General features: G+C 59.0%; 13 protein-coding genes and 5 pseudogenes. 2 read left to right on the top strand and 16 right to left on the bottom strand.

What is annotated here, in order from left to right; genetic code table 11:
• Positions 1-46 precede the first annotated feature (46 nt).
• The 14 genes and pseudogenes from CK220_RS10765 to CK220_RS10700 all read right to left on the bottom strand — a co-directional run.
• Entirely contained in the window at positions 47-1588 is a 1542-nt protein-coding gene (locus CK220_RS10765) for a fumarate hydratase (protein WP_095811521.1), read from the bottom strand.
• Between the two features lie 6 nt (positions 1589-1594).
• Positions 1595-3028 carry an aldehyde dehydrogenase family protein gene (locus tag CK220_RS10760; protein ID WP_095811520.1) on the bottom strand — a complete coding sequence of 478 codons (1434 nt, stop codon included), beginning with the start codon at positions 3026-3028 and terminating at the stop codon, positions 1595-1597.
• A 191-nt stretch (positions 3029-3219) separates the two neighbouring features.
• Positions 3220-4146, bottom strand: a complete 927-nt coding sequence (locus tag CK220_RS10755) for a LysR family transcriptional regulator (protein ID WP_095811709.1) — start codon at positions 4144-4146, stop codon at positions 3220-3222.
• Between the two features lie 565 nt (positions 4147-4711).
• Positions 4712-4993, bottom strand: coding sequence for an aldolase/citrate lyase family protein (locus CK220_RS32775; protein ID WP_280952720.1), 282 nt, complete (start codon positions 4991-4993; stop codon positions 4712-4714).
• Entirely contained in the window at positions 4944-5150 is a 207-nt protein-coding gene (locus tag CK220_RS32770) for an aldolase/citrate lyase family protein (RefSeq protein ID WP_280952725.1), read from the bottom strand. Before CK220_RS32770 ends, CK220_RS32775 begins: the two co-directional genes overlap by 50 nt.
• Positions 5151-5287: 137 nt before the next feature.
• On the bottom strand, positions 5288-6439 hold the full coding sequence (locus CK220_RS10745) for a CaiB/BaiF CoA-transferase family protein (protein WP_095811519.1): 1152 nt from the start codon (positions 6437-6439) through the stop codon (positions 5288-5290).
• Positions 6440-6454: 15 nt separating this feature from the next.
• Positions 6455-7708, bottom strand: a complete 1254-nt coding sequence (locus tag CK220_RS10740) for a methylaspartate ammonia-lyase (RefSeq protein ID WP_095811708.1) — start codon at positions 7706-7708, stop codon at positions 6455-6457.
• Positions 7709-7786: 78 nt separating this feature from the next.
• A complete protein-coding gene (locus CK220_RS10735; RefSeq protein WP_095811518.1) occupies positions 7787-8782 on the bottom strand; it encodes a succinylglutamate desuccinylase/aspartoacylase family protein in 996 nt (331 codons plus the stop codon).
• Positions 8783-9186: 404 nt separating this feature from the next.
• Positions 9187-9603 carry a hypothetical protein gene (locus tag CK220_RS10730; protein WP_245429095.1) on the bottom strand — a complete coding sequence of 139 codons (417 nt, stop codon included), beginning with the start codon at positions 9601-9603 and terminating at the stop codon, positions 9187-9189.
• A 669-nt stretch (positions 9604-10272) separates the two neighbouring features.
• Positions 10273-11037, bottom strand: a pseudogene (locus tag CK220_RS32380) (ABC transporter ATP-binding protein).
• Positions 11034-11390: pseudogene (locus CK220_RS10715) on the bottom strand (oligopeptide/dipeptide ABC transporter ATP-binding protein); the annotation flags it as partial. The pseudogenes CK220_RS10715 and CK220_RS32380, both read right to left, overlap by 4 nt.
• A gap of 236 nt (positions 11391-11626) precedes the next feature.
• Positions 11627-12173, bottom strand: a pseudogene (locus CK220_RS10710) (integrase core domain-containing protein); the annotation flags it as partial.
• A 159-nt stretch (positions 12174-12332) separates the two neighbouring features.
• The gene (locus tag CK220_RS10705) at positions 12333-13571 is read right to left on the bottom strand and encodes an acetyl-CoA carboxylase biotin carboxylase subunit family protein (RefSeq protein WP_095811516.1); all 1239 of its coding nucleotides are present in this window, start codon (positions 13569-13571) and stop codon (positions 12333-12335) included.
• Positions 13572-13918: 347 nt separating this feature from the next.
• Positions 13919-14663, bottom strand: a pseudogene (locus CK220_RS10700) (IS66 family transposase zinc-finger binding domain-containing protein); the annotation flags it as partial.
• A gap of 655 nt (positions 14664-15318) precedes the next feature.
• On the opposite strand from CK220_RS10700, the gene CK220_RS10695 reads away from it, so the two are divergent.
• Together CK220_RS10695 and CK220_RS10690 are read left to right on the top strand one after the other, a co-directional pair.
• Positions 15319-16533 carry an acetyl-CoA carboxylase biotin carboxylase subunit family protein gene (locus CK220_RS10695; RefSeq protein WP_095811515.1) on the top strand — a complete coding sequence of 405 codons (1215 nt, stop codon included), beginning with the start codon at positions 15319-15321 and terminating at the stop codon, positions 16531-16533.
• Between the two features lie 271 nt (positions 16534-16804).
• Entirely contained in the window at positions 16805-17932 is a 1128-nt protein-coding gene (locus CK220_RS10690) for a Xaa-Pro peptidase family protein (protein WP_095811514.1), read from the top strand.
• 432 nt (positions 17933-18364) lie between these two features.
• On the opposite strand, the pseudogene CK220_RS10680 reads toward CK220_RS10690, so the two are convergent.
• Positions 18365-18644: pseudogene (locus CK220_RS10680) on the bottom strand (transposase); the annotation flags it as partial.
• 223 nt (positions 18645-18867) lie between these two features.
• Positions 18868-20277, bottom strand: a complete 1410-nt coding sequence (locus CK220_RS10675) for a CapA family protein (protein ID WP_095811513.1) — start codon at positions 20275-20277, stop codon at positions 18868-18870.
• Between the last annotated feature and the right edge of the window lie 19 nt (positions 20278-20296).

Here is a 20296-nt window from a genome sequence, read left to right as displayed (position 1 = left end):
TGTCGACAATGAATTGACGCCAACCAACCGAGCCGGGTGGGAAGGCTCAAACGCCAATGTTGCGTGCGATGCTGTCCGCCGCCATGCGCTTGCGCCACTCAAGAGGCCCGGAATTGTGAATGGAGTTTCCCTCAACATCGACAGCCATTATGACAGGCATATCCTGCACCTCGAATTCGTAGACTGCTTCCATGCCCAGGTCTTCAAAGGCAACGAGCCGCGCTGACTTGATCGATTTTGATATCAGGTAGGCAGCCCCCCCTACTGCGATGAGATACGGCGTTTTGTAACTTACGATCGACTCGATGGCCGCCCGTCCCCTCTCCGCTTTGCCCACCATCGCGAAAAGTCCGGTTTCGGCGAGCACCTTGTCCATAAAATCGTCCAAGCGGCTGGAGGTTGTTGGGCCAGCCGGTCCGACGACCTCATCTCTCACCGCGCGGACGGGTCCAACGTAGTATATTACGCGTCCCTGCAGATCGAACGGAAGCGGCTTGCCGGCGTCGATCAACTCGACCATTCGCTTGTGGGCGGCGTCACGGCCTGTCAGCATTTTTCCGGACAGAAGGAGCGTTTCACCACAGCGCCACGATGCCGTCTCTTCCTTGGTCAACCCACCGAGGTTGACTCTTCGTACACCTGCTGGACTCAATTCCTCGGTTCCAATGTCGGGCCATTCGCACAAATCGGGCGGCTCCAGCCTGATTGGTCCAGAGCCATCCAAGGTAAACTTCAGGTGCCGGTTGGCGGCGCATTGCGGAATGAGCGCCACGGGCTTGGACGCCGCATGGGTAGGATAAGTCGCAACCTTGACATCGACGACTGTCGTCAGGCCACCAAGGCCCTGAGCGCCGATGCCCAGCGCGTTAATCCGTTCATAAAGTTCAATCCGCAGTGCCTCCTCCTCGCTCGACGCCCCCCTGGCGATCACTTCCGCCATATCAATGGGGCGGTTCATGGCCTCCTTAGCCAGCAGCATAGCCTTTTCAGCGCTACCACCGATGCCAACGGAGATCAGGCCGGGCGGACACCACCCACTGCCAAGCGTCGACACTGTGTCAACCACCCAATCGGAAACAGACCCGCTGGGGTTCAAGGTGGTAAAGCGTGCCTTATTCTCCGACCCGCCGCCTTTTGCGGCGATGGTGATCTCAATCTGGTTCCCTTGTACAAGGTCGACATGGATGACCGCTGGAGTGTTGTCACGGGTGTTGACCCGTCCGGCGAGCGGATCGGCAACGATCGATGCCCGAAGGGGATTGTCAGGGTCGAGATAGGCCTGACGGACGCCCTCATTTACAAGGTCGGCGAAACTGACCGTTGATTTGATCCGGGCGTCCATGCCGACCTTCGCGAAGACCACCACAAGGCCGGTGTCCTGGCAAATCGGCCGCCGCCCGAAGGCTGCCATGCGGGAGTTCAGCAGAATCTGTCCCATGGCATTCTTCGCCGCAGGGCTCTGTTCGCCCGCATAGGCCTGCGAAAGAGATCGGATGTAATCTGGAGGATGGTAGAACGAGATGTACTGAAGGGCGTCGGCAACGCTCCTTGTGATATCCTTGCCGGCGATGGTCCGTGTTCTACCCACGAAAACTTATCCAAATGATCCGAGGCCATTTACCATCTTGAGGATTTGAAAGCTTCGCACCCCCTGCTCGCCCCCCTCGTATCCATAGCCGCTTTGCTTGACGCCTCCGTAAGGCGCGTCCGCGGAAACCCCCTTCAGGTAATTCACACTGACAGCGCCTGCCGAAAGGCCGTTGATCATCATCTGTTGCGCGTCGGCAGCGCCAGTGAACAAATACGCGGCCAGGCCGTAATCAGTCGCGTTGGCTTCTTCGATTGCCTCTTCGATGCCTTCGAACGGCGCCACCGTGAGGATCGGTCCGAAGGGCTCTTCATGAAGCACTCTGGCATCCTTTGGCACGGCCGTCAGGATGGTTGGCGGCCAGTAAAAGCCTGGTCGGTCGAGGCAGGCGCCACCGGTCTCGATGCGGGCGCCGCGTTCGACCGCATCTTTGGTTAGGCGCTGCATGGCCTCGATTCGCCTCGCGTTCGCCATCGGACCCATGTCCGTTGCAGCGTCGTCTGGTAGGCCGATCCTGATTTTGCGGACCGCCTCCGTCATCCGGGACAGAAATTCGTCGTAGAGTGGCCGCGCGACGAGGATCCTGCTGGGGGCATTGCAGCTCTGGCCCGCACACTCGAACTTGTATTCCGAGATCGCCTGTATGGCCTTTGGAAGGTCCGCATCCTCGCACACTATAACCGGAGAGTGCCCACCGAGTTCAAGAATGCAACGCTGCAAGTTATTCGCCGCTAGTGCGGCCAGCTGTTTTCCAACCGCCGTGGAGCCCGTGAAAGTCAACACCTTCACAATTGGCGAACTGAGCAGATACCGCGATATGTGCACCGGAACACCGAAGACAAGATTGACCACGCCGTCGGGGATGCCTGCTTGGCGCAATGATTCAACGATATGGACAGCCACGCTCGGTGTCTCTTCAGCCCCTTTGAGGATCACCGGGCAGCCTGCCGCCAGCGCCGGGGCGAGTTTGCGGGCGATGAGAACGGCCGGATAGTTCCAGGGCGTAAAGGCAGCAACGACGCCAAGCGGCTCCGGGACGATCATCCGGTTCGGCCCCATCGGAATAGGGGCCGACAACTCTTCGGCATGCCTGCCGTTCCATTCCAGCGTTTCGACGGCACGCGTGTACTCACCTGTCGCTTCGGGAATCGTCTTTCCTTGTTCGGCCGTCAGGTCCCTGGCTGCTGATTCAATCTTCGTTGCCAAGATTCTTGCCGCTGCTACCAAGATCTCGCCACGTTCTTTTGCAGGCCGTGAAGACCAAGCCTTGCGGGCGCGTTCTGCCGAAGCCAGGGCCTCATCCAGATCCGACACCGTGGCCGAGGTCACCGAGGCAAATACCTTCTCCGTTGCCGGATTAATCACCGGCAATGTGGGTCTGCTACCACCGGCCCGCCATTTGCCGTTAATGAAGAGCTCGTGGCTCCTGGCGTTGGACATCGCGTGCTCCACTTGTGGTGAATTCCAGCCATGCGAGTGCCGTTCGAACGTTGAAACCGGCAACTCGCTTAAGCTAGTTTCATCGCGACGGTCGCGGCGGGTCAAATATCGATTAATGCCGAAATCCATCTGGAATCCAGATCGATCTAATCCAACGGCAAAAAAGGTCGTGCTTTATAGATCGACGGCTGTCAGGCCGCGTCAGGAGCCGCGGCTGCCCAGCCCCGGTTCTCAATTAATTCTCTGGCGACCCTGGGGATGAGCTTGCGGACCGCGGAGACGGCCGCAGAACGCTCATCTTTGGAATTTACAGCAAGCACAACCGAGCGGGTAATCACCGGATCGACGATCTTGACGGTCCGCACCAGCCCTTGAGAGGCTTCTTTCTGGACCGCGGACGGGGCCAGAATAGAATGGGCTTTTCCCTCTACGACCATGTTGATGATCGTCGAGAGCGAGTCCACTTCAACCTTGACATCCAAGGCGCAGCCGTGTTGTGCGACGACGTCAGCCACCGAGCGCCTGACGTTGTTATTGCGCATGGGAACCGCCAACGGGAACGCATGCAGGTCCGCCAGACATATCGACTCCTCGAAAGGCGGCTCACCTGATGGCACCACCAGACAGAGGTCTTCGCGCGCCAAGACTGTCATTCGGCCCACACTGTCCGTGGTGCGGTAGAGAACTGCCAAATCGAAGCGTCCAGCAGCCATCCACTCCTCCAGCGGTCCAGTCATGCCCTCAACCATCTTAAGGGAAACTTTGGGCAGTTCGTTTCTTACCGAATCAAGCAGCGGGCCGCTTAGGACTCGAGCAGCTCCAGACGGAATGCCAATAGTCACCTCACCCGCCGGGGAGGCAGGAGAGTTGGTCAATTCCACCTCGGTAAGTCGAATTTCCCTGAGAATCGCCCGCGCCCGATCGAGGAGTTTGGCTCCCGACGCCGTGACACTCACGCCGGTCCTATCGCGTATTAGCAACTGGGTGCCGAAACCTTCCTCCAGCTGGCGCACATGTAGGCTCAGCGCACTCTGGGCGACATTGAGGAAGCCGGCGGCCTTCGTAAAACTGCCTGCTTCAACCACGCCGACGAAATATCTTAACTGCCTGATTTCCACGGGTACTCTTCCGAGGGCCAACTCCGATTTATATAATCTATCTCGAAATGCGATGGCGCGACAGCAATAATTATGCCACGCTGCAGAGACCCTCGGGCGACGCAATTGGGGGCTTTTGTGATGTCTCGCCCGCTTCTAATCAGTTGGCGAAGGTCTCTAAACGTCCAGCTCGGCTCGCGCGCCCGAGGCGATGATTGTCGGATGGATCGCCAAGGCCCCGACAAAGCCAAGCCGCCGCGCACGCGTCGCAATCGGAGAACTCGCCGATGGCGCTTCGAATGACCGGAGCATGGACCAGCTTGCCGTCCAAGGCGAAAGCACCTCTGGCCCCGGGCCGAGAAATCGGTTGCGCCGCGACCACACGATGGGCCCTCGAGTTCTTGTGCGCTTGGCGAGAATGCCTCATTGAATATGACCACTTGTGCTCCCTACGAAGCCCAGTAGGAGCAAGTCGGCCGCACGGGCGGCAAACAAAACAGAAAGGTTCGGCGCCAACAGAAGGTCGAACTTAGGGGAGCCGCCGACACAGCGGCACTGAAGGCTTCGGGACTAAGCGCCATTGCGGCTATCCTGGGATGCGCCAACGCAATGGTAGCCGTTGCAAGGCGCCTGGGGTCTCGATCTGGGCAAGGAACCGGATGCGTCCCAGCGGAAGATTTCTTTCCCGTTCAAGTTCTGAAACTGCATTCGCGATCTCTGACACCCATTCTGCCGAATCGGTCTTCGGAAGAACCACTGCGTCAACACCCGCTATCACGGCTGCATTGAGACCGGCCGCCAAAGCGCGCAAACCATGATTAACGCGGACCAAAACAAAAGCGCCTTTCCGGCCACCTAGGCCACGCATTCAGCAAGCTGTCGCGTGCCTCACCCTTCTGATCCTGAGGAACGGAATCCTCCAAGTCGAGAATGAGGCCATCCGCACCCCGCTCATGGGCCGTCTCCACAAAGCGCGGTACGTGAGTAGGTACGAAGAGCAGGGACCTCCAACGTGGTACAGACATCTCGGTTTCAACTGACGGAAGGGTGTCCGCCATCATGGAGTCACCTCTGCAATCAATCTTAGCGAGCGTGATGGCGGTGGGCTTGCTGGATGGCCGACGCGCTGAGATGATCCGAGGTACACAGCTTAGACGCGCGCTCACGCTGACGCCGCTCTGTTGCGCAAGAGCCCCTCAACCTCCTCGCGGACAGCCTCAGTATGAGCGCCAAGAGCCGGAACTGGGCGTAGCGAAGGTTGCTCATAATTGAAAATTGCCGCCGGCGCGATGGTTTCGACGCTTCCTTCAGGCGTGCCAATCTCGACTCTGCGGACATGTGGATGTTTTGAAACATCCGCCACTTCGCTCAGTCGGCCATATGCCAGTCCGGCCGCCTCAAGCTCCTGCATTGCGACCTGGCAGGATAGTTCAGAGAACCGCCGTTCAATGATCTTATCAAGTTGCGCACGGTGGCTAAGGCGCTCCATATTATCGGCAAAACCAAGTGCGCGTGTAAGTTCCGGCTGCTTGAGGAACTTCTCGCAAAAACTCACCCATTCGCGGTCATTCTGAACCGAAAAGATGACGTCCTTACCATCGGCACAACGATAGGCGCCATATGGCGCCAGAGACGGGTGTTTAACACCGGCGCGTTCCGTGTGGTAGTTGCTATAGTCGTTTTGCAGAACCGGAACATTCATCCACTCAGCGACAGCATCGAACAGTGACACCTGAATGCTGGTCCCTTCGCCGGTGACCTCGCGGTGATACATCGCCTGAAGAATGGCGCTGTGCGCTGTCATGCCCGCTGAGATGTCACAGACCGAGACCCCGACACGTGCGGGCCCTTGCTGGTTGCCGGTGATCGCACACAGACCTGTTTCGGCTTGAACGATGAGATCATAGGCCTTCAAGTGTGAATAAGGCCCTTTGTCACCGAAACCCGAGATGTCACAGGTTATCAGGCGCGGAAATCGGCGACGCAGGTCAGCAGAGCCGAAACCTAGTTTTTCGACGCTGCCCGGCTTCAGATTCTGGATAAAGATGTCAGCAGCGGCAATGAGCGTATCGAGGACCTCGCGGTCCGCCTCCAACCTCAGGTCCAGACATACCGATTCCTTACCGCGATTAAGCCAGACGAAGTAAGCACTCTGCCCTCGGACCAACTTGTCGTAGCTCCGGGCAAAGTCTCCTTCGGGCCGTTCGATCTTGATCACCCGGGCACCGGCATCCGCCAGCCTAGAGGACGCGTAAGGCGCGGCCACGGCCTGCTCCACGGCTACGACAGTGATCCCCTCAAGAGAGTTCTGCATGCGACACCGCGCCTCTCATCCAACGTTTTTGGCTCGAACTCGACGACGGTTCAGCATCGCCAGCAATCGGTTCTGCTCGTTCCCGACGATGGAATATGCCTCGTCGACACCCATTCCGGGCTTCGCAAGCATCATGTCGGCCTGGGTTGCCACCGATACGTGGACAGAAGCCTGGGCGGAGAGGTCTGTCTCGGTACAGCTTCCCCCGACATAGGCCCCTTTCTTATTTGCCTTGCAGATGAGAACGGCGCGCGCCGTATCGACAATTGAGCCGACATCGGGTGTCTTGATCTGCACCAGATGCGTCGCTTTGGCTTCGACAAAGAGCCGAATGTCCTCAAGCGTATTGCATCTCTCATCCACGACAACGCGTGCGCTGGAACCCCGTTTGTCCAAAATCGATACGATCTTGGCGTAGTTCTCAATTTGAGCTCGCGTAGAACCAAAGTCTGCCGGGGACTCGATGTTGACCGTAAAACCCGGAACGGTATCCGCAACCTTGCAGATAAAATCGGCAATGCTCTGCGGCTCCAGGCCGATTTCCTGGCCGATCCAGCCGTACACATCGAAATGAAGCACCGGATGATACCCAGGGCGGCCGAGTTCGCGCGTGCGCGTTGCAACCCACTTGACGAACTCAAGGAAAGTCTGGCCGCCTTGGCCGAATTTCTGCCGTGAATTGATCAGGCCATGGGGAAGTACATCCACCGCCTTGAGGATCATCTTGTCGACATTGATTTCGCGGGCATCGCCGCTCTGGCAGTAAATCGGGACCCTGCGCGTTGGCAGCGGTAGATCAAATTCACTGCATATGATCTCCGCCATCGTCGTACGTTGAAGATGAGCCGCCGCGCGAAGGAGCGCCTGGCTCACGCCATACTCAATAGCGAGAGGTAGCCGCTTGTCTTCAAAGGGCTCGAAAACCTTCGCGCAGGCATCAAGATAGCGAGACGCATCGACATCTAGAAGCCGGGGCACCACAGCGCGCGACACCAAACCCGAGATTTGAGCGGTTTCAAACACAGGATCGCGACCGCCAGCACCAGAGTACTGCACGTTCATCATGTCGCCCCAAACAATTGTTTCGTCGGCGAGGATCAGCCCGATGCTGAGCGAAGATGCTGGAATGCGAATGGATTTGAACCCAAGCGTTGTCGGTTTGCCGATATAGTTGAAGCCGTCCTGAGCTGCGCCCGAGACAATGGCAGCTTGATCGTCGTAGAAGAATGCGCCGTTGCCAGGCGCAAGGAGGACGTCTTTGATCCGCAATTCGGCCACTCTATTCATCCTGTACGGGATTAAATTCTTCCGCTACTGACACGCGGGGCGCTAGCTGCCACCCGCCTCTTATTTCTTCAGCGGCCGTGCAAGGAGCGCTACCACTTTGTTGGCGTCGAAATGCGCCCCTGATGCTACGGCCAAGACGACGGAGGTTTCGGGCGCGCGGATATCAATCGATTCAGCGGACAGCGAATCTATCGGATGCAGGATACCTATGAGATCGCCCTGCTTCATTTCATCCAGGACCGAGCAGCGAGGTTCGAAGATGCCCGGCGCAGGCGATTTCAACTCGTCGGAGGGGCGCGTTTCGAGCGTTTGTCGGGACTTCTGTCGACGGAAAGTTGGAGAGTCGGCTTTGCCCTCGATCAGCCGGAGCGCGATGAGCGCGTTGCGCACCCCAGCCTCGTAGATCGCGAGATTGTCCGCGCCGACCGTACCGCCGCCGAATTCAGTGCAAACAAATACCTTGCCCTGGTTTTGGGCCGTGATATCAAACATTCCAGCCGTGTCGTTGTGTTGCCAGATCAATGTCAGAGGCAAATTGAAGGCTTCCGCCATTCCCACCGTCCGGGCCATAAGATCGGGATCGGCAATGGGGTGCGTCGTGGCCGCCGGTGGGAAATCCCAGGTTGGTCCGAAGCTGTGCAGATCAAACACGATGTCGACCATTGGCAACAATACCCGCGACACCGCATCCGCGATTCGTTCAGTCACTGACCCGTAGGCGTGGCCCGGAAAAACGCGATTGAGGTTCAACCCGTCGAGGGGAGTATTGCGGCTCCATGCCTCCACGGCCAATGGATTAAGCACCGGCAGGATCATGACTCGCCCACAGGTTTGCGCTTCTGGCAGCCACTTGATAAGCCGTCGCGCGACAAGTGGCCCCTCCAGTTCGTTGCCATGATTTCCGCCGGTGACAAGAAGGCGCGGTCCCTCTCCTTTGTTGAGACTAAAGACCGGGAGCGAAAGCTCTCCACGGTCGGCACCTCCAGGGACAACCAGATGCCCCCTGCTCACGCCCGGCGTATCTAGATCAAACGTAATATGCGGTGCTTCGCTCATTGTTCAACCAATTGCGGGTGTTCAGACTACGTGGCGCGGGTTTATGATAGCTGTTGCGGGTTCGCATTCTAGCACTCCTGAAGTATGCACCACGAGGTGTTCAACACGCCAATATAATGTCCCGGACGGTGCCATCCCGTTTTTAGATGGTCGCCGCCTGGCTTGGTGCAAGTATCGCTGCTCCATGTACAAGGAAAGTCGGCAACCGTGACGAATAGCTGGCTCCCGCGCCTACACCCCAGGACCGACAGCGTGTTTGCCGCCACAGGGGCTAGCCTTCAGGATCTTGTCAAGCTTGTGCAGATGCTCGAACGTGGTCGAGGGCTAAGAAGAGATGGCCAAGCAAGTAGTACTTGCCGACCTCAGACGGGGAAAGACCCCCGGTCTCCATTGACCGGGGCAGGTCAGTTGCTGCCGGCTAGAGCCAGAGTCTCGTGGATGCGCCGAACCACCGGCGGATCAACCATCTTTCCGTCCAACGAGAATGCAGACAGTCCGCGGGCTGCAGCATTGTTCTCCGCCGCGATGACATCGCGGACCCACCCCAGTTCCTGTGCGCTTGGCGAGAAAGCCTCAATGAATATAGCCACCTGTGTTGGATGAAACGCCAAAGCTCCGGCAAAGCCAAGCAGCCGAGAATGTGCCGCGGTTTCACGAAGCTTATGCGTGTCGGAAGACTCGCCGATGCTTCCTATGAAGCCTTGTGGCAGCAGGCCAGCCACACGGGCGGCAAACAGAACGGAAAGGTTAGGCGTCAAGAGAAGGTCGAATTCCGGCGCAGCGCCAACAGAGGCACTGAAGTCTTTAGGGCCAAGTGCCATTTCATCATCCTGGTGGGCCGACGCCCGCGGCTCGTGACATTAGCCGACGGGGTGCCGACGCCCGAAAAACAAACGGGCGACCGCAACCCGCAACCCCCCGCCTCCCATCCGACGGGTACCGCCGCGCCGAGCGACCAGATCGCCGCTTCAGGCCGCCGAAAACTCATCGCTGTGCAGCGAGGCGCCCAGGTGATTCTGCGCCTAGTCCGGAAATTTCAACAGATTTCCATCACTGTGGGGATTCGGAGGTGAATCCGTCCGCCATTTGGATCAAAGACTGGCAGCCATTCCAAACAAAGTCGGCCAGGTTTCGGCACTAAACATTTCCTGCTGTGTCAGCAGCTTTGGCATTAGGTGCCCCCGCGATGAACCGGGGAATTTGGATACCGCAAAGAGAACGCTGATGTAAGCGCCCAGCCGTGGCCGTTCAGCCGGCATGGTGGTTGAACGGCAAAGGCTGCTCGAGTTCCGCGTTGAGCCAGCCGGCGGCGATGCACTGGACGGCTTGTGCGAGCCAGCGAACGGATCGACGTCGTTCATTTTCGCGGTTTGGAGGAGTGAGGCGATCGTGGCCCATGTCTTCCCACCACCGTTGCTGCCGCGAACTATGCATTCTTTCTGTGAATGTCTGCGGCCGGATGGCCCGCTCGACGGCATTGGGGTCGATGTCTAGACCACCATCATGGGTTCGAGGGACTCGCGTCGATTCTGGCGTAGCGGATTGCCTCGGCGAGTTTCGACTTGTCGATGGGTTGCCAATAACCGGCTCTCGGAAGCCGAACGCGCCGGCGCCGCTCCAGCTAGCCGCGTGTCGGACACGCTCCTGAGACGCAAGTTCTTCCAATGGCAGCTCGGCGATGATCGCGGCCGACTGCTCCTGGCGTGCGGCGCAGCGGGCATGTGATCCTGGCCACGGGTACGCTCCTCTGCGGCAATCAGAGCCTCCGTGTAGGGATGGACCGGCTTAGCGAAGAGCGCCTCGCACGGCGCAAGCTCCACGACGCGCCCGAGATACATGACAGCCACGCGATGGCCGATATGCTCCACGATGCCTGGGTCATGTGAGATGAAGACGAAGGAGATGCCCCTCTGCTGTTGCAGATCTAGAAGCAGGTTCAAGATCTGGGCTTGCACCGACACGTTCAAGGGCTGACACCGCTTCGTCAGCGATGATGAGAGAGGGGTGGAGCGACAGGGCGCGGGTGATTCCGAGCCGCTGGCGCTGGCCACCCTCCGAGGGCAGCCTGTGCATCATCTCGGGTGACATTACGACGTTTCGGAGAAGCTCCGCGGAAAGCGCCTGGTGCTGGCTTCGGCTGAGGCGCTCAAAATTCTCGACCGGTTCGGTGATGATGGGACGTCCTTGCGGAAAACCCCCGCGCTAAGCGGATAGTGCTTGAGCAGGTTCTCGACTTTCAACAGAGGACCACTCATGCGTCAACAACCTCTTCGAAGCGCCAGCAGGCTGCGGCGTGCCCCAGCATGACGTCACGCAGGATGGGTGTCTTCTCGCGGCCGACGTCCACGCGCGGCAAAGCTGCATCCCACCATCGGCTCGCGCAGGCTCGGCGCGATGCCTTCCGGCTCTTTGCCGCGCCGCCTGTCCGGCACTGGATTCATGAGGCTTTCGTGTAAGGATGCGCGGGATGCGCAAACAGATCCGTCATCCTCGCCTGCTCGACGATGCGGCCGGCATACATCACGACGCGCGCTGGCATGTCTACGGCGACGACGCCCAGATCATGGGTGATGAACATCGCGGCAGCTCCCGTGCGTTCAAGGCCGACCGGAAAATGATTGTCGCTGGCAGCGAGCTTAATCCCTTTCACGGTCTCACAGCGAACGTTTCCTGGAACGCAGACGGGCGCCCTCAGAGCTGGCTCCGCTTGTTTGGACAGCACCCCGCGCGGAATTTTAAGTGGCATCCTGCCGGGTTACGTTGAGCGTGGGGCTTGGCGATTTTGCTGCGGCATCGGGAGGGGGTAAGCCCGACCAGAGTTGCAGCAAAATCGCGCGGCGACGATCATGCGGCCGTGGCGATCGCTTGCGCGCCGAAATAAGCGTCGTCGGCGCGCGCCCGTCAAGGTTTGAATGCGGGCGCCCTCCATTATAGAAGGCGAGATACCGGGCGATCGACGCGCGGGCCTCGGACACGCTGTCGTAGGCGCGCAGATAGACCTTCTCGTATCTGATCGTGCGCCACAGCCGCTCGACGAAGACGTTGTGGCGCCAGGCACCTTTGCCATCCATGCTGATCGACGCGCTCGCCGCGACATGACGGCGGCCGACCACGACACCAGCTCGCCGCAGCAGCGCCCGAAGCATCCGCGCCCCGGCGAAGGGGTAATCGAGATGCAACTCGTCGAGCCGGCGCATCAGGGCCAGGTCCTCGGCTGAAACCGGCCGAGGCTTATAGTAGACCGTACTGCGGGCAAGGCCGAGCATCTTGGCTTGCCCGACGATCGGAAAGGCGTGCTGGGGGTCGATCATCGTTTTGCGCTCAACAGGCCGGCTTTGCTGAGCGCGCCCTCTAAAAGATCGTTGGCCAGCGTCAGTTCGACGATCCCGGCGCCTTCTCTTCTCCTGATTCGCAGCCAGAAACCTCGCCGCCGTCAGGCACGAAATCCACTTATGCCACCGTCCGAATTTGCGGAGCCAGCTCTCTCGTCGACCTTCCGCACTGATGCCCTCACCCTGGTGCGGCGAGGGCAAGGAGTCGCAGCTTGCTCCTATTCGCCAACTGTCGGAAATGGTGTGATCGACCAATCAATCGTATCGACGGCACGTTGGAGTATCGCCTCAGTCCGAGCAGGGCTGGGTGAAGCGGCAATGACGTGTCCGATCCAGTCTCGGTAATCGCCTTTCCTGATGATCGGCGTCTTGGGTTCAACATAAAATTTGACCTCGGCTATACCTGGCACGGAGGCCGCCCGACTCTCGCCTACGATCCAATCCAGTGTGCCGTCGCGATCAGGAACTATGTACCGCGCCGCCGCAGTGTGCGAATGCCGTCTGTGCACATCGCAATCGTGGCCAATGGTAAGCTTGACGTGCTCGGTGATGAGATCGATACCGTAAGCTAACTGAACAAGTTGAGGACCGGGCGCGCCAGCAAGACGGGGGTTCACTTCAATGACGACTGGTCCTCGCTTCGTCCACCGTAGCTCGATGAACGTTGGCCCCCAGCCAAGGCCGAGAGCTCGCAAGCAGCACACGGAAACATCGGCGATGCGCTCATGCTCGTCATCAGCCAGCGGGACCGGAAAGGTGGCCTCACGCCAGACAAAATTTGGCGGGCGGCCGAAGCCGCCGATACCGATCCCAATAACCTCACTTCCCATGATCTCGGTGAAATAAAGGGGGCCTTGGGCGAATTCTTCGACCAGTATCCTCGGCGAAGACTGCCATCCGTGCTTCCCGCACAACAGATATGTGGTATGTTCGACCACCTCGTTGGCGTTACGGCACAATCGCACGCCCATGCTGCCGCTGCCAACGGCTGGCTTAACAATTACTGGCAGTCCGATCTCCGAGACCGCGCTTTCAACGTCGGTGGCATTTGCTGCTAAGCGATAAGCAGGGATTGGAACGCCGGCCTCCGCGAGGAGCTGACGTTGCACGAACTTGTCACAACATCGTTCGACGGACGCGGGGTTTGGTCCCGGTAGATCGAAGTGCCGACAGAGCTTGCCAACTGTCGCATAGACCGACTCGTCGTCGCCCGAAAAGCCAGTAATACCAGCTATGTCATAGTTCGCGCGTAGCTGGCAACATTCGCGGATCAACGCATCGAGATCGTCTGTATTGACGCGGATCGCCTCACTTCGTTCCGCCGCAACATAGTCGTACTGAGTTGGATCAGCCGACAGGGTAATTGGATGAAGGCCAAGACGCTTGGCCGCTTGGACGTATCGTAGACCATTACCTCTTGAATGGCCTTCAACCAGGATGAGCGCTCTTGTTGACATTTGCTTCTGCCTCCGACGTTGCGCGTTGTGCAGTCCGAGCGTAAATGGGCATAAGTGTTCTTTGCTACGCCACGCCTCAGACGTCGCTGTGAAAGTACCATCGCCGGAAATTGCGCGCGCAAAGATTCCGTAAATTTACTTGAAGGACCAGTTGCACGACTGAAACAAGAAAGTACCCTCCGATGAGGGCGGTGATCAGGGTGCTTTGAGGGTGCTCATTGTAGCCTGCCAGTGCCAGCGGTTTGTGCAGGCGTGTCTGCCGGGCGGCGGCGGTCCGCCAGCCGGGCCAGCGCATTGTTCAGCGCCTCTACCGTGTGTAAGGCATGTCCGAGCATCGCTGGGTCGGGCAGACGTGAGGCGGCTAGCACATGGGCTTCGAGCCGCTTGAACAGTGGCATCAGCGCCGCAGCGCCGGCGCCGACCTAGTGGCGGGCGTCGACAGGCTGAGCGGCACGCCTTCGCGGGCATAGCGTTCAGCCTTGGTGGTTGAGCGGCAGCTGTCAGAACTTCTCGAACAGGATCACCGCCAGCAGGCCGGGACCGGCCGTGGGGTGACGTGGAACGTCGCCGGAGCCTGGCTGATCGCCTCGCAGCCGCGGCAGGCGAACTTCTCCCGCACGTCCTGGATCACCTTCCATTGCGGCGGCGCCACCCCCGGCGTCTCACTGATATCGTCACCCAGCTTGCGCAGCCGATGACCGCCGCAGCAGTCGCAAGCGGCCGGCGCCGGCTCCGACCATACGCTCGCGCGGCAAATTTGGCTGGCGCGCCGGTCGTTGCCAACACAAGGCGCCACCTCGGTGGTCCGGGCCGCGGCCTGCTCGGCGGATCTCGTCTTGCCTCGTCGTGCTCTCGAGTTCCTCGAAGGTGAGTCTCCATCCGCTCGTGCAGGCGGGCCGAACGTTCAGAACTCCGGCCATGCAGCGCCCGCTGCAGCTTCCGGATCGTCAGATCCTGGTGTGCGATCAGCGCCGCATCATCCGACGCCTTGGCCTTGGCGACCGCCAGTTCGGCCTCGACCAGCGCAGCGCGCGCGGCCTCGTCTTTGGCTCTGGCCAGCGCCGCGGCCGGCGCCGCCCTCAGCGCGCCGATATCGTCCGGAACAACATCCTGGGCGGTGGCAACCGCGCCCTGGCGTGTATCATAAAACGCGTCCGCTGACTCGCGGAAAATCGCGCAAATCAAAGAAAACTCGGCCCGCGCGCTGGGGGCGGAAGGTGTGACGCGGGTTGCGCCAATCGATCCCATCAAGCACGTAGGCGAGCTGCGCTAGTGATATGGAAACCGTGCCATCCGCCTGCGACGGCTATAGAAACCGGCCTTTCTCGAGCCGTTTTGCATACAGCGACATGCCGAGCCCATCTGCCAGAGAATCTTGATCAGATTGCCACTGCGGCCTCGGAAAACATAAAGATCGCCGGCGTGCGGTTAGGTGGCGCGCCACCGACGCGGGATCCCCCTGCGCCGCAATGCTGGAGGGGCGATATGCCCGACTTCTATTTTTCGTATGGTGGGGTACTGAGGCGCCTCGCGTAGCGGTGCACTCGGTGCGAGATGGATCGCTTCGCGGAGCATTTTTCACACGGCGAAGCCGGTTGCGACAAAACTTTCAAATGATTTTGCAAATATTTTAACAATACAACCTACCGATAATGGTATTTATACTCATGATTTCGAGGTTTGGCGAATGTAAGAAGATGCCTCACGCGCAGGCTGACGCACAGCCCACAACAGAAGGTCAACGCCAATGGCAAGAAGAGCGTTCATCCTGGTGGAAGGCGCAAGTAATATGTTGCGATACATCCTAGCGGCCCGGCGCCTTGGGCTTAGACCAATCGCCTTGGTGGCTGATCCGGCTCGGTATGCTTATCTCGCAAGGGAAGGGATTGAGGCAATCCGTGCCGATACAAACAGCGTCGATGCGCTCATTCGCGAATGCCGCCGGCTCCGTGAGACCTATGACATTGCTGGGATTACGTCTGCCCTAGAGTTGACCTATGCGGCCGCTGCTAAGCTCTGCCGCTATTTCGATCTGCCGGGACCGAACCCCGTATCGATCGAAAGGTGCTGCGACAAATTCACTCAACGTCAGCTCCTCCGGAAGGCTGGCGTTCCAATGCCTTCTTATCGATTGGCAAAAGATGCGGCGGAGGTAGAAAGCTCTGCCGCGGAGATCGGCCTTCCGGTGATTGTTAAGCCAGCCGCCGGCATAGGCAGCATGGGGGTCCGATTGTGCCGCAGTTTCGATGAGGTAGCCCAACATACGAATTATTTATTGGGGGGCGAGCACGTCTGGTGGTCTTCGCCAAGTATACTGATCGAAGAATTCGCACAAGGGCCCCATTATAGCATTGAAATAATGGGAAATGAGATCATCGGGATAGCCGCCGCAGACTTCGGCCTCCCGCCGCACTTCGTCTGTCGTGAGTACATCTATCCAGCGCCGCTGAATGGTAATGAGAGTAAGCGTATCGCAGATGTTTCACTGAGCTGTTTGCGAGCTCTCGGGCTTGGCTGGGGGCCGACGAACATTGACTTGCGGTGGACGAAGCTTGGCCCAGCTGTCATTGAAGTCAATCCGCGTCTTGGTGGCACGCCGGCCCCTCAATTGGTCCACTTGGCTTACGGTGTCGATCTCGTCACCCAGCATATCAAGCTTGCCATCGGGGAGGAGTGGAAGTCAGGCAAGAGGCATTCGCATACTGCGGCGGCGCGGATTTTACTTCCGCATCGCGATGGCACCCTCGATTGGATTGACGGCAGTAGGGCGGCTGCCGTGCCAGGTGTTGCTGAGGTCGAATTCTATATTGAACGCAAGACGCCGATCATCAGGAAAGGCGATAGCCGAGACAGGATCGGCCATGTCATCGCCGCTTCGCCTAAGCGTATTCGGACCAAGGCAATACTTCAGCATGCCGTGGACTTGATCGATTGGTCGATCACACCGAACTCTGGGGAATAAGACACTTTAGTGTCAGTGCACCCGAAGCAAATGGGTCAATCAAGCTGGTTTCCTTAAACAGGCAACTCTTTGAACTTGGTCTAAGGACTGTGTCTCAGGGGAGCCGAAGTGGTACAGAAGCTCCGTTTTTCCGCTCCATGCCATTGCAGGTCACCCATGGTTGTTCCGATACGGTCGCATACTCCGCCGCTACTCAGCCACGTCGGCCGCGGCGGCCGTCCTTCCCGGCACCAGAGCATGTCGTGCCATAACCTCCCTTAGGATTGAATTGATGACACAACTCTTCCCGCCGCGCTTTCCCGTCGACGAATTCCGCTCGCGCCTCGCAGTATTGCGCACGGTGATGGCCGAGCGGCGCGTTGACCTGCTTATCGTGGACCAACGCGAGCACATGATCTATTTCAGCGGCTACGCTTCCACAGCGGCAATGTATCAATCGGTACTCATCCCTCTTGATGGCGAGCCGATCCAAGTGGTCCGTGCAATCGACGCTTCGACCTTTAACGAGGCGAGTTGGCTGACTGATTACGCGGCGTTCAACGATAACGAAAATCCGGTCAAGGTCGTGGCCGAAACTGTTAAAGCTCGCGGTTTTGGGGCCTCAGCCATAGGTGTTGAGCGCGACAGCCATTTTCTCACCGTAAATCGGGCATTGGAGCTCGAAAGCCTGCTGCCGAGTGCCAGGATAGTAGATTTCTCCCGGGTTATGTGGGAAATGCGGCTGGTCAAATCTCCGCTCGAACTTGCCTGTCAAAAGATGGCCGCCAAGATCTGCGACCGCGCGGCATCGGCAGCCTTCGAGACAGCTCGGGCAGGTATCAATGAGCGAGAAATTTTCATCGCCATGACGAGCGAAGCTTGGCGCAGTGGCGCGGACAACGCCCAGATCGGCGTTATTTCGTCCGGGCCTTCCACGTCCTTTCACTCCTCACTCGGTGACCGTGTGCTGGCCGAGGGCGATCTCGTGTTTGTGGAACCGGTTCCGCATTTCCGCGGCTACACCGCGCGGATCATGCGCTCGAAATTGATCGGCGTGCCAACCGACGAACAACTCCGGACCGCGGAAAGGATCATCCAAATTCAAGACGAGCAGATCAGCGCTATGAAGGCCGGAGCAAATGCTAAGGATGTGGACCGCATCCTGCGCGAGGGCATATTGGCGGCTGGATTGCGCGACAGCTACACGACTATCACCGGCTACACCCTCGGCCTCAAGCTCCCTCCTCGCACCAGTGATTTCACTCGCGTCTTCCTCCCCGAGAGTGAATGGCAGTTGGAGGAAAATCAAGTTTTCCACATGTATACCTCGGCGTGCAGCCTTCCGTTTAGCGAAACCGTGGTCGTCACACGTGAGGGCGGCAAGCGCCTGACGGAAATGGAGCGGAAGCTTTTCTACTAAGAGACGTTTTGAAAATCGGCTGGCTCAGGTCGGTAGCCATGATGGTGTCGGTGGATCGGCCCTCATCGGCGAGTTACGCGCCATTCGGCTGAAGGATATCGACTGGCGAACAGCGATGTTGTTTTTGTCCGGCGCACCAAGGGCAAGCGTGATCGGTGGTGCTACTCCTCGAACAGAGCGGCGCCGCACTCGCCGATTGCATCCTGCTCGCTCGACCGAAGGTGGACAGTCCGTGTCTGTTCCTGTCCTTCGCGCCGCCGCTGCGGCCGTTCAAGTGGCGCGTCGCCTGCGTGCGGAAGCGGGTTGCGGCCGGGCGCCCTCATTATAGAAGGCGAGATACCGGGCGATCGACGCGCGGGGCTCGGACACGCTGTCGTAGGCGCGCAGATAGACCACTCGTATTTGATCGTGCGCACAGCCGCTCGACGAAGGCGCCTTCTCGGCCATGCGCCGCGGCTCCAAGAAGCCTGGAAAGTAGGAGCCCTTCCTGAGCCTGGGGATGCGCAACTCGACGGTGCCGGCCCCGCATCTCCCAGTCTCTGTCGCGGTAGCCGTTGCGCTGGGCCGCGCCCAACGGGCTCTTCTCCCCATAGCCGGCGCCCACCTCCAGCTCCATCAGCCGCTCAGCGGCAAAGCCGAATCGTCTGGCGCAACAATCGGCATCGGGGGTCTTCTCCACGGGTGTGCGCAGGTTCATCATGTCGTCGCTCATCGGTCGTTCCTTCGAATCAGGTTGGTGTGAGCAACCCGACCTACCGGGGAACATCGATGACCGCTGCTACGCCGCTCGCTCGCTCCAGCGCTGTTGAGGGCGCGCTCGCGAGCGGCTTCGTATCCGCCGAGCTACACCACGCGGTGGGGCACGACCCTCAATGACATCACAGCGGCTAGAAGTACCTCCGAACTTTCTGCTATTCGGCTGTCTCTAAGCAACGTCACAGCGGGGATTTGGGCTTCAGCCTTATGGCTCCAGTGTCGTTTTCAATGACAATTCGGGTTCCGAACGGGTCGGAGAGCTTCTGAAGCCGCTGCAGAATGGCCTTTGCCTGTGGGCCGTGGACCAACTGCGGGATACCCCGATTGGCAAACCTCTTGGAATAGCCAAGCTCGATCGGATAAAGTCGCAACTCGGCAAGCTGGTTCTGCTCAAATCGGCTGACTGTGATGACACTCTCGTAGAAAATGGGTTGCGCAAGCGCGCCCACAAATCCGTTTGCCGTCGGGTACCCCTTCGTCTCTTCGTCGACGGTCACCTCGGCTTCGGTGTGGTGTCGTGGATCTTTGCCGTAGGCGGCGAACATGTCCGCCCCCACGGGCGTCCGGAGGTCGTCGTAGAAAAAGTTTCCGAGGCTATAAAAGATCGGGCGGCCCTTATAGATTTCGATGCCTCGCAGTAGGTGCGGCCCGTGTCCGACATATACATCGGCCCCGGCATCAATAAGTCTACGCGCCAAGGATTGCTCGTAGTCCGGCGGTTCCTGGCTTACTTCCTCAATCCAATTAGGCTCGTGACCGTGGTTCGTAACGATGCAGAAATCAGAGAACTGCTTGCCCCGGCGAACGTTTCGCAGAATGTCGGCGACATCGCCCGGATCGGGTTCGTAGCTGTAGCCGGCCTTGTCGCCCGCCTTGAACGTCGCTCCGGCGACCACGACTCGGGTTGAGCCACCATGGCTGGATTTGTAACCGGGCAGCGCATCGCGCACTTGCCCTAAGTTTTCCAGCATCTCTGGCGGGACCACGATGCTTTCCGCCAAACGAAGGGGGTTGAGTCCAGGTCTGGCGGGCGCCTCGCCGGCGGGATTGCACGCACGAGACATCGGCATGAACGTTGAGCTAAACGACAAAAGTGCCGCGCGACCACGTGTAGTTTCCAAGAAGCGGGCGGCGCCAGCTTGTGCAAGACTTTCCCCAACACCAGCATGGACGATACCGCTCTCATCCAATATGCGGCTGGTCTCTCGCATGCCTTCAACGCCCCAATCAAGCGAATGGTTATTTGCGCGGCTCATTAAATTGAACCCCATCGCCTTCAAATCAGGTCCGAGCTCCGGTATGCTGACGTGATACGCACCACCGTACTCGGCCGCAGGACTTCCCTTGAACGATCGAATATCGAAGATCAGGGTTTCCATGTTGCCGAACGTGACATCGGCATCACAAAGGATCTTGACGACCTCACCGAAGCCGGGGTGTTCGTATCTGGTCAGCGGTCGGGATACAATCAGGTCGCCGACTGCGACCATCGTGAAACCCTCTGCAACGTTGGTTTCGATCGAGCCGACCGTATCGTAGCTATCAGACCGCCGGGCTGGATGAGCGTTATCGCACAATTTTTTTTCCACTGCATTCTCGCTAGGTTGA

The sequence above is a fragment of the Mesorhizobium sp. WSM3860 genome, from assembly GCF_002294995.1.
Lineage (GTDB): Bacteria > Pseudomonadota > Alphaproteobacteria > Rhizobiales > Rhizobiaceae > Mesorhizobium.
The sequence above is the reverse complement of the archived record's forward strand: the minus strand, read 5'-3'. Positions and strand labels throughout refer to the sequence as shown.